The sequence below is a fragment of the Parabacteroides merdae ATCC 43184 genome (assembly GCF_025151215.1).
Lineage (GTDB): Bacteria > Bacteroidota > Bacteroidia > Bacteroidales > Tannerellaceae > Parabacteroides > Parabacteroides merdae.
The window spans coordinates 1542667-1557630 of sequence record NZ_CP102286.1 but is presented as its reverse complement, the minus strand read 5'-3'; the positions used below and the strand labels follow the sequence as shown (position 1 = coordinate 1557630).

General features: G+C 43.8%; 19 protein-coding genes. All 19 read left to right on the top strand.

Annotated elements, in window-relative coordinates:
* The 19 genes from NQ542_RS06420 (at window position 1) to NQ542_RS06330 (ending at window position 14956) form a co-directional block, all read left to right on the top strand.
* Window positions 1-375 (top strand): hypothetical protein, encoded by a 375-nt coding sequence (locus NQ542_RS06420; RefSeq protein WP_005638419.1) that lies wholly within the window; start codon window positions 1-3, stop codon window positions 373-375.
* 168 nt (window positions 376-543) lie between these two features.
* A complete protein-coding gene (locus NQ542_RS06415) occupies window positions 544-1179 on the top strand; it encodes a hypothetical protein (RefSeq protein WP_005638417.1) in 636 nt (211 codons plus the stop codon).
* Between the two features lie 2 nt (window positions 1180-1181).
* A complete protein-coding gene (locus tag NQ542_RS06410) occupies window positions 1182-1778 on the top strand; it encodes a head fiber protein (protein WP_005638415.1) in 597 nt (198 codons plus the stop codon).
* Between the two features lie 11 nt (window positions 1779-1789).
* On the top strand, window positions 1790-2911 hold the full coding sequence (locus tag NQ542_RS06405; protein ID WP_005638413.1) for a TrbJ/VirB5 family protein: 1122 nt from the start codon (window positions 1790-1792) through the stop codon (window positions 2909-2911).
* An 11-nt stretch (window positions 2912-2922) separates the two neighbouring features.
* On the top strand, window positions 2923-3273 hold the full coding sequence (locus tag NQ542_RS06400) for a hypothetical protein (protein ID WP_005638411.1): 351 nt from the start codon (window positions 2923-2925) through the stop codon (window positions 3271-3273).
* Window positions 3274-3330: 57 nt separating this feature from the next.
* Window positions 3331-3696 (top strand): hypothetical protein, encoded by a 366-nt coding sequence (locus NQ542_RS06395; RefSeq protein ID WP_005638409.1) that lies wholly within the window; start codon window positions 3331-3333, stop codon window positions 3694-3696.
* Between the two features lie 12 nt (window positions 3697-3708).
* The gene (locus NQ542_RS06390) at window positions 3709-4023 is read left to right on the top strand and encodes a DUF6706 family protein (RefSeq protein WP_227945666.1); all 315 of its coding nucleotides are present in this window, start codon (window positions 3709-3711) and stop codon (window positions 4021-4023) included.
* Window positions 4020-4343 carry a hypothetical protein gene (locus NQ542_RS06385; RefSeq protein WP_005638405.1) on the top strand — a complete coding sequence of 108 codons (324 nt, stop codon included), beginning with the start codon at window positions 4020-4022 and terminating at the stop codon, window positions 4341-4343. The genes NQ542_RS06390 and NQ542_RS06385 overlap by 4 nt, the downstream gene beginning before the upstream one ends.
* Window positions 4334-4633 (top strand): hypothetical protein, encoded by a 300-nt coding sequence (locus NQ542_RS06380; RefSeq protein WP_005638402.1) that lies wholly within the window; start codon window positions 4334-4336, stop codon window positions 4631-4633. Before NQ542_RS06385 ends, NQ542_RS06380 begins: the two co-directional genes overlap by 10 nt.
* Window positions 4630-5025, top strand: a complete 396-nt coding sequence (locus NQ542_RS06375) for a crAss001_48 related protein (RefSeq protein ID WP_005638399.1) — start codon at window positions 4630-4632, stop codon at window positions 5023-5025. Before NQ542_RS06380 ends, NQ542_RS06375 begins: the two co-directional genes overlap by 4 nt.
* Window positions 5022-5411, top strand: coding sequence for a hypothetical protein (locus NQ542_RS06370; RefSeq protein WP_005638393.1), 390 nt, complete (start codon window positions 5022-5024; stop codon window positions 5409-5411). Before NQ542_RS06375 ends, NQ542_RS06370 begins: the two co-directional genes overlap by 4 nt.
* A 2-nt stretch (window positions 5412-5413) precedes the next feature.
* On the top strand, window positions 5414-5941 hold the full coding sequence (locus NQ542_RS06365) for a hypothetical protein (protein ID WP_005638390.1): 528 nt from the start codon (window positions 5414-5416) through the stop codon (window positions 5939-5941).
* A gap of 42 nt (window positions 5942-5983) precedes the next feature.
* A complete protein-coding gene (locus NQ542_RS06360) occupies window positions 5984-6397 on the top strand; it encodes a hypothetical protein (protein ID WP_005638386.1) in 414 nt (137 codons plus the stop codon).
* A 38-nt stretch (window positions 6398-6435) separates the two neighbouring features.
* Window positions 6436-6603 carry a hypothetical protein gene (locus NQ542_RS06355; protein ID WP_005638382.1) on the top strand — a complete coding sequence of 56 codons (168 nt, stop codon included), beginning with the start codon at window positions 6436-6438 and terminating at the stop codon, window positions 6601-6603.
* Between the two features lie 98 nt (window positions 6604-6701).
* Window positions 6702-11108, top strand: a complete 4407-nt coding sequence (locus tag NQ542_RS06350) for a tape measure protein (RefSeq protein WP_005638380.1) — start codon at window positions 6702-6704, stop codon at window positions 11106-11108.
* Window positions 11109-11112: 4 nt separating this feature from the next.
* On the top strand, window positions 11113-11520 hold the full coding sequence (locus tag NQ542_RS06345; protein ID WP_005638378.1) for a hypothetical protein: 408 nt from the start codon (window positions 11113-11115) through the stop codon (window positions 11518-11520).
* Entirely contained in the window at window positions 11517-12440 is a 924-nt protein-coding gene (locus tag NQ542_RS06340; protein ID WP_005638376.1) for a hypothetical protein, read from the top strand. Before NQ542_RS06345 ends, NQ542_RS06340 begins: the two co-directional genes overlap by 4 nt.
* 1 nt (window position 12441) lies before the next feature.
* Window positions 12442-13977 carry a hypothetical protein gene (locus NQ542_RS06335; RefSeq protein WP_005638374.1) on the top strand — a complete coding sequence of 512 codons (1536 nt, stop codon included), beginning with the start codon at window positions 12442-12444 and terminating at the stop codon, window positions 13975-13977.
* Window positions 13970-14956, top strand: a complete 987-nt coding sequence (locus NQ542_RS06330) for a hypothetical protein (protein ID WP_005638372.1) — start codon at window positions 13970-13972, stop codon at window positions 14954-14956. Before NQ542_RS06335 ends, NQ542_RS06330 begins: the two co-directional genes overlap by 8 nt.
* Window positions 14957-14964 lie beyond the last annotated feature (8 nt).

Genomic DNA, 14964 nt, shown 5'->3' with positions numbered 1-14964 from the left:
ATGGTGGATGTTAGAGAATTGAAAATTGGTAATTATGTCTATTTACAAAATAGCAAAACTCCATATAAGATAACAGAAATAGGATATAGTGAGATTGAATATCCAAAATATGAAGCGAGTGGAATATCATCAGAAGCGGTATTTCGTACCTATGTAGAGAACCTTAATCCCATTCCTCTTACAGAAGAACTGTTGTTGAAGTGTGGATTTGAAAAGCATAAATGGGGAGTTGTCACTTATTATAGTCCCTTGTTTGAGTTGGACGCAGATTTCCATTTGAAGGGAGTCGATTACAATATACAAGTGAAATCCCTCCATCAACTTCAAAACCTGTATTTTGATTTGACAGGTCAAAAATTAGAAGTAAAACTTTAGGCATACTATCTTACTATATTTTAGGCGTGATTCATTCGGTTTCACGCCTTTTTTTGTCATATTTATGACAATAGTCTGATTGTCGTATATAACTATCCTGATTATTTCTCATTCTCTTTATTAAGATCGAATTTTACCGTAGAAATTTATAAATCAAATTCATACGGTATGACAATCTTAGAACAAATCTTAGCAGGGCTACAACAGAAATTCGCAGGGGTGGACACTGCTATTCTTACCCGCATTGCCACTAAGAAGGCAGAGGGTGTAACGGACGAGACAAAGGTAAACTCCATTATTGAGGGTATCAATTTTTCGGACGTGCTTAATTCCTATGGTGATTTCCGTGCCGGGGATGCTTCCAAGACCGCAGTTTCCAACTACGAGAAGAAACATAACCTTAAAGACGGTAAGCCAATCGAGACTACCACAACCACTAAAACGGAAGAGAATAAAGACGATGTGCCTGCATGGGCGCAAGCTTTAATTGATTCCAACAAGAGCCTTTCTGATAAGCTAACACAGTTTGAAACGGAGAAGGCTCAAGCAACACGTAGCCAGCAGATTTTGGCAAAGGCAAAGGAGTATGGTATTCCCGAAAACTACGCCAAACGATGCGCCATCAAGGACGATGAGGACTTGGACGCATACTTCAAGGATTTGAAGCAGGAGTTCGCAAATGACGGCTTCAAAGGCGTAACCCCTCCCGAATCAGCGGAAGCGAAGATTGAGAAAGAATCTGAATCTATCGCTAAGATGATTGATGAGGGGACGAAAACTATTGTTGAACAAAACAAGAATTAATTATGTCAGCAGGATTTAAGTATGACTTGGTTCCGCCCGTTGAGCAAGAGGAACGCTACGATGTCCAGACCGGCATTCGTAGACGTGGTCCGTTCAAACTTGATACGCAGAACCTGGTAGTGGGAAGTTTTCTTCCCGGATTTACACCGATTTGTGCGGACTTGAAAAACAAGTTCGCTTATGCGGTAATCAATGTGAGAGTTGTGGAAGCCTATACCACTGGTGGAGAGGCTTTGTCTATCAAAGTAGCCAAGAACTCTTTGGCTTATGTGGGTATGTTTGTCGGAAGCGGCAAGAAAGGCGCAGAAGTAACGGCAATTGATAAATCTAATGCCGGTTATGATGTATTGACTATTAAGGCTGCTTTTGGTGAGAATATCGCCAAAGATGCCGTATTATTCAATGCGGTTGCAGTTGATGGTTTAAAACAAAAGCATGTAGCTAATTCGGCTCTGTTTAACCGTACAAAGGTTGAGGACGGAATCACATTGGTTTCATTGCTTCGTACAGCCGCAGAAATTGAACCCTCAAAATTGGTTATGCCGTTCTCCGAGAACGATAAAGCCAACATGAAGGGATGGTTTGAATTTAACGAGTAAGGAGGTAGGATATGTTTTTAACGATTCAAACATTATTCGATGATGCGAACATTGTTTCCGCTATCATCAGACGTGTGAACCAGACACGCAAGGACACAATCTATTGGCAGCAGTATCTTACTTTCCGCAGAGTGACTACTCGTGTGTTCAAAGACTATATCGGTTCTGTAACTGGAGTTATGGCCGGCTCCATCAATTCGCGTTTTGGAGAGAAACCCATCCGTGAACGTCGGAACATCGGTTCCGGATATGGTGAGATTGCCTATTTGGGTGATGCTTATCAGATGTCTATTGACCGTCTTTCTGAATTGCAGGATTTGATTGACAAGTTCAATGCCGCTAAGCCAGCCGACCAAAAGGCTGCAATGGAAGAGATTGTAAACTTCCTGGCAGACGACTACCGTCAGATTACCCTTGCCGCCCACAAGCGTATGGATATTATTGTCGGTGCGCTGTTGATGCTTGGTGAAGCCACCGTTTACAACAAGGATGCTGCAATCACTTCCGGTCAGACCAATAATAAACTGCTGGAGATTACCCTTCCGTTCAATTTTATCAAGCCGAAAAGTGGAGATGTGGTTGTGGACGGAAAGAATATGTTTATCTCTTATTTGAGAGAGGAACTTCATTCCTTGGCACCGGACTATGGCGTTTATGCCAAGATGGTTATGACTCGTGCATCTTTCAACAAGCTTGTTCTTGGTTCATCTGAATTTGGTGAGCAGTACAAGATGATTCTCGGCAGCAACGAAATGAAGTTGAGTACGGGATTGGTTTCCTCTTCTTTGGCTTCCGAAGTGTTCACCGGCATCGGTCTGCCTCGCATCGAAATCAAGGAGGACTATGTGAAAGACCAGACGGGAAAAAACGTGCAGATTTACGCGGATAACCGTATTACTCTGTTACCTTCTGACAACATTGGTTATATGCGCCATCATACCCCGTATGAAGCGACAGACCCGGTACAGGGACGTACTTATACCCCGTCAGAGGGGCAGATGCTTATCTCTAACTACCGTGACAAAAACGGTCGCTACATGGAATATACGGCAGAGTGGATTCCGCAGATTTCCAATCCAGATTTGATTACCAATTTCGATTTGAGCGAAATTGCATCCATCCAATCAGCATAAGGGGGTAGGATATGAAAGTAAAGGTTATATCAGTTTTCCGCGACAAGTTCACCGGAAAGTATTATACTCCCGGTGAAGTGATTGAAGTCGGTGAGGAAGCCCGTGTGCTGGATATGGAAAGCCGCAGACTTGCTGAACGGATTGAGGCAAAAAATCCCGAAGTGAAAGCCCCTGAAGAAAAGAAAGAGGTGAAAATTTCCCTCTTTGAAAAGGAGTTTGAGAAGAAAACTTTGATTGATGCTTTGAAATCTATCGGTGCGCAGGCTTCCGGCAATATGAAAGAGGAAACTCTTTTGGCTAAGGTTGCAGAACTGGATGAAGAATCAACAGCCAAACTGAAAGAAGCATTAGGTATCGAGTAAAAGGATAGGGTAGTGCTTCTACCCTTCCATTGTCTAATTTTATAAATCAGAAAAGAAATGAAGAATTTTATTTTTGCCATGTGTGGCTTTTTAATGATGTCTTTGGTTTCGTTGAGCGTGCAGGCAGCAAGTGTGGAATCTCCTAAGTGTGAATACGTGAATCCATCGGTTGATGTTGGTCTGCCGGATATTCAGTTTATCACTTTGGAAACGGTTCCGGCTGATTGTGTTGTACTGACCATGACACCTCCCGTCTTCTTGGTTGCAAATAACCCGGCTATGATGTGTTCGATGAAAGAGGAAGCGGCTATTCAAGGGATACGAATTAATGTTCCCAAATGTCCGTTCAGATACATCTATAAATCTAAACATTGTACGCATTATAGCTATACCGCATATAGTAAACTGATTACACCATATTGAATGATAGCAGCCATGAGTAACAAGGAGTTTGTACTAAGCGTATTTGATAAGAACACCCCGTCTAATCTTGTAGTTGAAAATATACTTTCAAGAACGGGATTGGATGGTGAAGAACCTTTTGCCGAGGAAAATCGGGCAAGATTAGAGGTCGCTTGTGCAAAGCAAATTCCGTGGATGATACAAAATCCATCTTCGGTCAGCGAAAGCGGATTTTCTGTGTCTTGGTCTAATTATGTTGATAGTCTAATGAAATTGTACTCATGGCTGTGTAAACAGTACGGTTTGAAAGACGAACTGGGTAACAAACCTAAAGTGACTTTCTTATGATATTCGCTCCACACATATTGCAGGTTAAAGTTATCACCCCGATGGCTAAGGATGAGTTCGGAAGACCCATTCCCGGTACAGGTGGTGAATGCTGGCAGGAGGTAGGCAAATGCCGTTGTGATGATAACACTACCAAAGAGTTTTCATCTGATAACGGCTCTGTGTATCGTCCGAATTATCATGTAGTATGTGAGAAAAGAATTACTGTCAAGGCTGGCGATGAAGTACGTTGCATGGATGGTGATGGCGTAAGAGGTCAAGGCGAAGTCTACACGGTAAAGAGTACAAACTACTTTAACTACTCGGAATTATGGATGTAGATTTCGATTTCTCAGATGTCGACTCCTTTTTCGATGAAGGAGAATGGGAGGTCGAAAAGAAGATGATTGATGTAGGCGATGAAGCTGTGAAGTACGCAGAGGAACATGGGGATTATCAAGACCATACACTCACTTTGAGAACGTCCAATGATTACGATGTCGATAAAGACGGTTTGACACTGAAAAACGAAGCGGAATACGCATCATTCGTAGAATCTAAAGGGTATGATGTTTTAAGTGGTGCCGCTCTTCATGCGGAGAAACGATTAAAAGAAGAATTTGAAAAATGAAAAAGTACATTGGAACAAAACAGATTGAAGCTGAACCTATGAAAATGGGCGAAGCTGACGAAAAATGCTTGATTGCAGTAGGTGGAAAGCTAACAAAAGAAGAACGGTCTATAAATGGCTATCATGTGAAGTATGATAATGATATAGAATCATGGCTTCCTAAAGATGAGTTTGAGGAAACATATAAGTGCGCTGATACTTTCCTTGACCGTTTGCTTATTGAGCAGCAGGATTTAGCCGAAAAGTTTAGTAAGCTGTGTGCTTTTGTAGATACTCCCAAGTTTGAAGAAGTTGTAAAAAATGAACACCAACGTGATTTGCTTCTGCAACAGCGTGATTATATGGGCGAGTATTTGAACATTCTCAATCAACGTATCAAAGCATTGGGATGATAGTAACTACCGACATAGGAAACATTCTCTACCGGGATTGCAAGGCTTTCGGAATAAGCATAGTACCCAACGGGGAAACGCTGACGGGTGAATTGAAGTCCGAAAGGATTGTCATTCACACGAAGAAGCAACAGCCGGGGACTTATTGGAAGAAGTCTTTCGCAGAAGTGAATCTTTGTGTGCCCGATTTGAGCAAGAATGAAGCCAACTCTATCCGACTGAATGAGCTTGAAAGACAAGCTATGAAGATATTAAGGAGTACAGGTTCCTATAATGGTTCTTTTTATCGCTATTCTATCTATAATATAGGAACGGAAGCGGATACTGCTTTAAAGTGTCATTATGTGAATGTTAGTGTTTTGTTTGAAGTTTTAAATGTAAAATAGTTATGGCAGAGAATAAAAAAATTGTGGTGGTAAACCTTCAGAAGCTGGAGGTTGCGCCGATCGGGGCTGGTGGTGCCGAAGGTTCTGTTTTTGAAGAAGTCCCGGTAGTTCATGAGGACACCTTCACTTATGAGGATGAAGATCCGGAGGTTAAGGATTACAAAGATGTAGCTGGAAATACCTATTATTCCTCTAAAAAGCCGGGTGCGGTTAAGATCAATGCTTCTATTGGTATGTATGATCTTGAAACTAAGGCTAAATTCCAAGGAGGTAAGTTTACTGCGGGTTCAGAAAGTAAGCCGGGTACATGGGAACGTGCCGATCATGTAGAAAGTAAAGAGTTTACCGTCCGTGCCACAACTGAAGATGGTGTGAAAATTATTTTTCCTCGTGCCGGTGTTTCTGCTTCTGGTAAAGCGAATGAAAAGGCAATTGGCTTAGCCCTTGTTTTTACGGCGTTGAAACCAACCAAAGCCGGCGTTCCTATTGAGCGCTGGGAAGACGGGGAGGATACAACTTTGGGTGGATAAGTTAATGACGAGGGTGAGCAATCACCCTCTAATATTTAAACTATGAGTGAGGTTTCAAAAAACATATCAGAGTTACTTTCCGGTACTTATGGAAAAGCTATTGTTGTAGGGGGAACAGTATATGTAATCAAAGCTCCTTCTATCAAAGTGATAATGAGGGCTACCCAATATTTAAGTAAGGTCGATTTACCGGAAAATGGCACTGTGCGGGAATTAATGAAGGTCGCTCCTGTCAATTTGGAGAATATCGTCAAGGGACTTTCATTCTTGGTGGTTGGTGATGTCCCGAATTATCAAAAAAGAGCTGAAAGCCTCGAACGGCAGATGCTTTCAGGTTCTAAAGAAGAATTATTGCAAGCGTATTTTGTCGCTTTTGAGTTAATAACTGGACGTGATTTTTTCGTAGTCTGCCAGTTAGCGATGGAGCTGGCAAATCTAACAGTAAAACCCAAATAGTAGGAGGAAATACCATCGTAGGAAGTATTACCTTATTTATGGAAAATTTGCATCTTTCTTACAGGGAGGTGTATGAGGATCTTCCTTATCTTCTTTTGCTCTTGATGAGTGCTGATAAACCTATCGATATCCATGAGGATAAAGATGGAACAGAAGTAAAGAAGATGTCGGGAAAGGATCTTATGAGACAAAAAAGAGGAGCATGATTCTATATTCACGACAATCTTTCCATTGTCATGTATCTATTCTCATAAAATTCTACTACTTCATTTGTCTAATGTACTTTTATCCAAAACATTGATGTATGCCCAAATTAGCGTTTCACATAGAAGCAGACTATCAAAAAGTCATTAAGTTACGGGAAGAGATAGATAAGCTGAAATCTACTATTTCTGGGATGGATGGCAATACATCTCCAGCTACTTTCCGTGCGATGGAAGCCCAATTAGCTAAAAACACGAAAGAATTGGATTCTCTTGTCGTTTCAGCTGTACGTGCTGGTAATGAGATAAATCAAGGTTTTAAAAAGAAAATATTTGATGCCTCGCAAGTTGTAAACGGGTTCTCAGAAAAGATTATCGCTCAAAAGTCGGTAATTAAAGGCATAGAAGCGGATGTAAAACGCCTTGGTGAAGCCTATCGCATCGCATTGAAAAGAAATCCATTGTCCGCTAATAAGAAATTGGAAGAATATAATGCTGTACGTAAGGCTTTGGATGAAGAGAAGGCAGTTTTGTTCGACTTGACACAACAACAAGCTGGGGCACGTCTGTCTGTAAAGAAACTTCGTGACGAATATGCCCTTTATAAAGACGATGCTAAAGAGGTAGTAGATAGCAATAACGGTATTGCTATTTCTTGGAAGAAGGTATTGGCTGTTATCGGTGGGGTAGGTGTGTTGAAAGCGTTGGGTTCTGAAATTATCCGTGTGCGTGGCGAGTTCCAAGCCGCAGATACGGCTATTCAAACCTTGTTGGGAAGCAAGGAAAAAGCGGATGCGCTTATGTCGCAAGTACGTGAATATGCTAAGATTTCTCCGTTAGAGTTTTCGGATGTAACCCAAGCTACGCAGATGATGTTAGGCTTTAATATCGAGGCTGAGAAAGTACCACGTTATTTACAGGCTATTGGCGATGTCTCTATGGGAGATACCCAAAGGTTTAACTCGCTTACGTTGGCTTTCTCTCAAATGTCGGCGGCAGGAAAGTTGATGGGGCAAGATCTTAATCAGATGATTAATGCCGGATTCAATCCATTACAAATCATGGCAGATAAGACCGGAAAATCTATTGCTACGCTCAAAGATGAGATGTCTAAGGGGGCTATTTCCGCAGAAATGGTACAGCAAGCATTCATAGACGCCACTTCCGCTGGTGGTAAGTTTTATAATATGTCTGAGAACGCTTCAAAAACTATTAACGGTCAGCTATCCATGATGCAAGATGCGATGGATTCAGTATTCAATGAATTGGGGCAGAAATCGGAGGGTGTCATAATTAAGGGTATCCAAACAACCACTTCGTTGATAGAAAACTATGAAACGATAGGTAAGGTATTGGCTGGGTTGGCTGCTACTTATGGAGTTTATCGGACTGCTTTGATAGCCAGTATTACATTAACTCGTAGTTGGGCTGTTGCCGCAAGGGTAGATGCGGCCGCAAAAGGAATCCAAACAATTATGACAAAAGCGCAGACTGTCGCTCAATTGGCTTTAAATGCGGCAATGAAAGCTAATCCTTATGTTTTACTTGCCACCATCGTAGCCAGTTTTACCGCTACTATGTGGGTTCTTCATGATAGTACAACCGCTGTCGAGAAAGCCCAAAAGCAACTTAGTAAAGAACAAGAAGAAGCCGCGCACAGGAAACAGGAACTTACCTCTAAAACAGACAGTCTGATTTCAAAAATAAATAGTGAGACTGAATCTGTTTATTCGCAGGTTAAGGCATACAAAGAGCTGATAAAACTGTTTCCCGAACTTGGAAATGTGAGTCTCGAAGAGTTTAAGAATTTGCCTCAGGATCAGCAAAATAAGATGTTATCATCTGTCAATGAGAAGAGAGAAATAGACAATGCGGTTAAGGCTTATGAGGCTGATCTGAAAAGAATAGAGGACCTTAAAAAGAAAATACAAGAGACAGAATCTTCTCCGTACAATAAATCTGGTAATTCATGGATTCATGATGTAGAACGACTTAATAAGCAACTTGATACTGCTAATAATCTTGCAAAACTCCATAAGGAAGAAATAGATAAAATAAAAGAAGCCCAATGGGAGGCTAACACTCCTGTTGAAGAGAAGGTTAAGCATTATGAGGATGTGAAAAGAAAACTTATCGAGGAAAGGGATGAACTTGATAAAACTTTGACGGAATCAGAGGATATAGCTTCTGTGTGGGTGGGTGTTCCTGATATCATTAGTAGTATCAGGCTTGATGCTTTGAATAAGCAGATAGATGAGACAACAGGAAAGATCAATTCATTAACGAGGAATAGTATCTCTGTTGTACAGAATAAATCCTATTGGGAGAAGCAGAAACAGGATGCAGAAGCTGCTCGTAATGCCTTGGATGTATCAAAAAAGAACTCTGAAGATTGGAGCAAGTATACAAAACAGATACAAGAGGCGCAAACGCAAATAGACAAATATTCTGATTCGACCAAGCGCGAAAAACAAGAAAAGAAAGAGGCGGATAAGCAACTCAAACAGCAAAAAACGATTCATAACGAACTTTTATCCCTCCGTCGTCAAAACCAGCAATCCGAAATTGACCTGATGAAAGAAGGTTCCGACAAGAAGATCGCCCAGATAAACCTCGATTATGACAATGAGATTGCAGCCATACTCGCCAAAGAGAAAGAGTGGAAAGACGCGCAAGGCGGCAAACTAAGCAAAGAGCAGACGGTCGAGATTCATACCGCTTTGGTCAATTCATACGTTAAACGAGAGCAATCGACCTCCAATGTGAATAAGGAACAACTGGAGGAAGAGAAACGCGCCATGAACGAATACCTGAAAGAATATGGTTCATATTTGGAAAAGCGTCAGGCTATCACGGAGCTTTATAATGAGAAGATAGCAAGGGCCACAACAGAAGGTGAACGGCTTTCCCTTGCAGAAGGTATGAAGAAAGAGCTGGCGGACGTGGATAATGAAGCCCAAAAGAGCACCTCCATCATCACCCGGCTGTTTGATGATATGAGTAAAAAGAATATCACCTCTATTCGTGCCATTGCGGATGAAGCAGAAAAATTCTTGTCTTTTCTTGAAAGAGGGGAATATTCCTCTGATAATTCATTCGGTATTACCAAAGAACAGTTTGATGTGCTTCGCAAATCACCGGATCAGTTGAAGGCCATCAAGGATGAAATAGCCAATGTCCGCCATGAAGCCGACCAAATGGAAACCTCTTTTAATAAAGTTTCAAATGGCCTGAAAAAAGTCTTTATCTCTGAAAGTGATGCCAGGAAGTTAAAAGAAGGTTTGGCAGAAATAGAAGAGGGCATGAGTGAAATTATGCAGACCGGACAGTTCCTCTCTGACACGTTTTCGAAGCTCGGAGATTCGTTTGGTGGTGTATTCGGTGGGATAGCTGAAGGTTTCAGTGTGGCTATGGACACTGTAAGTTCTGCAATGAACGGTGCGAAAGCCGGTTCCATGTTCGGTCCACTCGGTGCGTCTGCCGGTGCTGCCATTGGTGTCGTTACATCTTTGGCCGGTGCCATCGCCAAAATCCATGACAAGAAGAACGAGAAACGTATCCAGCGGTTGCAGGATCAAATTGATACATTGGATAAATCTTACGGTAAGTTGGAAAAGTCAATCGAGAAGGCCTATTCAAAGGATGCTTCCAAAATGATTGAGCAGAACAACAAGCTGCTGGAGCAACAGAAGATCCTTATCCAGCAACAGATCAGAGAGGAACAGGACAAGAAAAAAACTGATGACAGCCGTATCAAGGAGTGGCAGGAACAAATCGAGGAAATCAACGACGTTATAGCAGAAAACAAGGAGAAGGCCAAAGATGCCATCTTCGGGGAAGACCTGAAATCCGCCATTGACAACTTCGCTAACGCACAAGCCGAAGCGTGGGCTTCCGGTGAGGACCGGGCAGAATCAGCGAAAGATACCGTCAAAAAAATGATGCGCCAGATGGTCACAGAATCCATCAAGGCAGCAACGGAATCTTCCGGTGCGATGGAGAAGATTCGTGACAAACTGAAGGAGTTCTATGCCGACAATGTCCTTTCCGGTTGGGAACAGGATTATATCTATAATATGGCGGAAGAACTGCAAAAAGAGATTGACAGGCAGTTCGGTTGGGCTGATAGCCTGATGAAAGATGAGGTGGAAGAACCGGAGAAAGAAGAAGTTTCTGAAAATTCCCTGAAAGGCGCGTATGCCAAAGCCTCCCAAGAAAGCATAAACCTGTTGGCCGGTCAGACCGGAGCCGTCCGTGTTCTGTTGGAAGACATCCGCGGCAGTATGCAACCGATCCGTGAACAAATGAGGCTGATCTATGATATGCAATCCAGAGGTTGGGAAGATGTGAAGGCCATCCGCGAACTATCAGATAAAGTGGAAAAGAATACCGATCGGATCGCCGAGAATACGAGAGAGATCAAAGAGGTTGCCGGTAAGATATCGGAGAACACCAGAGGCACGGTTGATGCCTTGGAAGGTACTATTAACGTAAAAGTAAAAATGTAGCATTATGGATAAAGAGTTTTTTGAGATAGCAAACCGGTTAGGTGCCTGCCGGTTGTTGCATGGCACGGAAAACAAAGAAGAGCTTATGCGCCTTCTGCTGACACCGCAGGGTACGGAGTTCTGCACGAAGAATAATTTCCCGTCTATGGAACAATTACGAGAGTTCCGGGGCAAGAAGGCCGAAAGCATGGGAATCTATATCGAGACGGACGTGAAACTGACGAATCCGGTGAAGGTATTCTTGGCCGGTTCCAAGGCAATCCTTCATTTTGATACGATCGGCCGCTACAACGTGATCCTGATGCACGGGGCGGAAGCCGAGATCCATGCGAGTAACTATGCCGTGGTGTTCGTAAAGAACGCTGGCGGTAAGGTAATAACTCATAAAGACCATACAGCACGTGTATTATGACAATAGATGGAAAAGACGTATATACTGAATGGGGATGTAAATTATTGGAAGGTTCTTTTGATGATCTTCTGAAATACCCCAAACGTAAGGCAGTCAAATATAACAACTGGGCGGAAGCCGACGGAATCGATCCCGATCTCTCGGTTGTGGAGTTCGAACCTAAGACCGTCAAGTTGAAATTCCTCATGAAGGCAGAAACGCTTGAGCAGTTCTGGTCTGGGTATAGAAAGTTTGTTGCTGATCTGTCCGCACCGGGCTATCGGGAATTCAATCTTATTGCCGGTATGACCAACCGCTTACGATTCAATGTCGGCTCTTCTCACGAACAGCCTGTGCCATTTAATGCAGGGGAGAACGTATCTGTGTTTGAACTTTCTTTTGTCGAGGACAATCATGCCATTTATCCGGCAACTCCGGCCGGCGGTATCGGGCTTCGCGGGCAGTATGCGATTAATGGGATAGACTTTGCAGACTTCGGTATAGGATCGGACGATAACCAGGAGGACATCTTGAAATATCCTGCGGTTAAGGCGCCGTTCACCGATGGCCGTACGGTAGACCTTTCGACAATCAAAACCCAGCATAGGGAAATAAAACTGTCCCTTTGGATGTTGGCCGGCAGTGTGGAAGAGTTTCTGAATAATTATCGGGCATTCTTTAGCCAGATATCCGGTGTAGGAAATCAGGAATTATATATTAAGACGTTGGATGGTATCATTCAGGTGTACTATACTGATTGCCCGTCCTTTTCTGTGGAAGTCTGGCAGGAGAACCGGATAGGGGCAAGATTCACTATTTCTGTTGTTGTTCCCGTAGTGAGTTGGATAGATGCCGGCGGTGATGTTCGTTACCGTGTGCTGAAGGATCCGGATTTGGGGTTATTGGCAGACGAGCAAGGTAGAATAATAGTTTTCAATTGATATGGCAGAAGAATTTGAAATAATCAGGGCTAATTTGCTTCCGGCAGCCGGAACAATAACCGATAATGATATGATCCTGATCATTCAGGGTGGGAGACCTAAGCGTGCTTTGCCCTCTGCAATGAAAGGTAAACAGGGCGATCCCGGCCTTAGTGCGTTTTTAGGGATAAACGATAAATACATCCTTTGGAAACAAGGAGCTAATGGTGCTTGGCAGAATCTGTTGGAAATTGAGAAAATTCGTGGGCCGAAAGGAGAGAAGCCGGTTTTTCGAAAGTTGAACGGTACGCTTCAAATGAAATACGAAGGTGAGCCGGATAGTGCATACGTGGATATTTTCGACCGTGAAGAATTGAAAATGAAGTTTTCCGATCTGACACCAGCAGAAGTGGATCAATTGAAACTGCATTTTTCTGATCTGACAGAGACTGATAAGGCCGAACTTATGAAGCCGGCAACGGATGCGGCAAAAGAGGTTCGTGAACAGATGTCCCAAATTAAGGAGGAAGCTAATACTGCTATATCGAATGTAAACACCGCAAAAGTGAGCGCAGAGGCGGCAACCAAGGCTGCAAATGATGCCGCAGCTTTAGCAAATGCCGCAGCTGGTCAAGCAACTCAATCTGCCGGAGATGCTGATGCAGCGACCAAATTGGCTGTTGCTGCCACTGCATTGGCGGAGGAAAAAGCCGGTATAGCCAATACCGCAGCCGAGAATGCCGATACCGCAGCAGCTTCAGCCAATATGGCAAAGGAAGAAGCAGATAAAGCAACTGTTGAAGCCAATATAGCCGCAGGAAAGGCCAATGATGCCGCAGGAAAGGCTGACACGGCAACATTAAATGCCAATACCGCAACGGATAAAGCGAATGAAGCAGCATCCTCGGCTACAACTGCCGCCGAAAATGCTAATGCGGCTGTAGAGCGTGCGGATGATACCATAGCTTCTGCCGAGACTGCTACAAAATCGGCGACGGATGCAGCTTTGGCCGCAAACACGGCAAAAGAAAATGCAGACAAGGCGGCAAATACAGCCAAAGCTGCCGCTACTCTGGCCAATGAAAAGGCAGGACTGGCGGATACGGCAGCTTTGGCTGCTAATACGGCAAAGGAAGATACCATAGTCGCAACCGGCAAGGCCAACACAGCCGCCGACCGCGCCAATCGTGCAGCCGAAGCCGCCGAAGGAGTCATCAGTGGACTGCAACCCGACTGGAACGTTATCGATCCTGTCAATAAGAACTACATCAAGAACAAACCGGAGATCCCGACGTTAGAGGCTATCCCGGACGAAAATACATTGAGCTATGTCAATACCGACGGTACAACCATCAATTTTCGTATCGGTGATGATGTGCGTGTAGCGGAAGATGGCGAATATGTATTCTACCGGCTTTATGATCTTGCCGGGGGAAAAGCCTCGTGGCAGGAATCCGGCAGCGGTACAGCCTTGCCCGGTAATGTTTATCTGACAGGAGCCAATTATTACAATGAATCAGTACGAACGATAAAACAAGGATATTTAAGCAATGAGTAAGAAAGGTGCATTTATTTATCAACAGATCGAACTGACGACCGCCGAATGGGCCGATAACGCAACCGTTTACCCTGCATCAGTCTGGTTATTTGAACGTTTGGAAAACGGTAAATTCAACATGAAGCTGGCTGATGGCGTTCATACGTTTGCCCAGCTGCCGGCCGTCATGCAGGAGGTGAAGGTCACGGTTAAAACGAATGATGCCACGACCTATATCCTGACGATCACGACGGCTGAAGGTAAGTTCGACACCCCGAACCTTCGGGGAAACAATGCTCCGGTTCCTTCGATCGATCCGGAAACCAAGCATTGGAAAATAGGCGAAGAGGATACGGGTGTGGTGGCCGAAGGACAGGACGGGGAAAGCTACGACGACACGGAAATCAGGAACGCGCTGACAGCCTTGCAGCAGCAGGTCAACACGCTCGTTTCGGGTGACGCATCGAGTGCCATCGAGTCATTTAACGAGATCATCGCTTTTCTTGCCAACGTAGAGGACACACAGACGTTGCAAGGGATCATTGCCGGGCTGAACCAGAGCATCACAAACGTCCAGCAGGCGATTCCGACAAGGCTATCCCAGTTACAGAATGACGACCATACGGTCAAGGACGCTGCTTATGTCCATACCGACAATAATTACAGCAATGAAGAGAAAACGAAGGTATCGGACTCTTTGAGGTTGAAAGAGTATGTCGATGTCGAGTCTCTGGCGGCTCTTCCGTCATCACCGTATAACCTTCGCTTCAAATACACAAGCAAATCCCCGCAAGCGATCAACTTTGCCGATATCGCCAGCGTACCGGAAATGCAGGAATTCTATCTGTCGATCTTGAACAGTTCCGGGTCGGACTTTGACCAACCGGTCCCTAATGGTTCTGGCTGGCAGTCCGAGGAATCAAGTGTAACGTTACCGAACGGGAAACCGACAGGTGTATCCTTGAAGAAAGAACACGGGATAATAGTAGTTAGGGTATAATTCAAAAC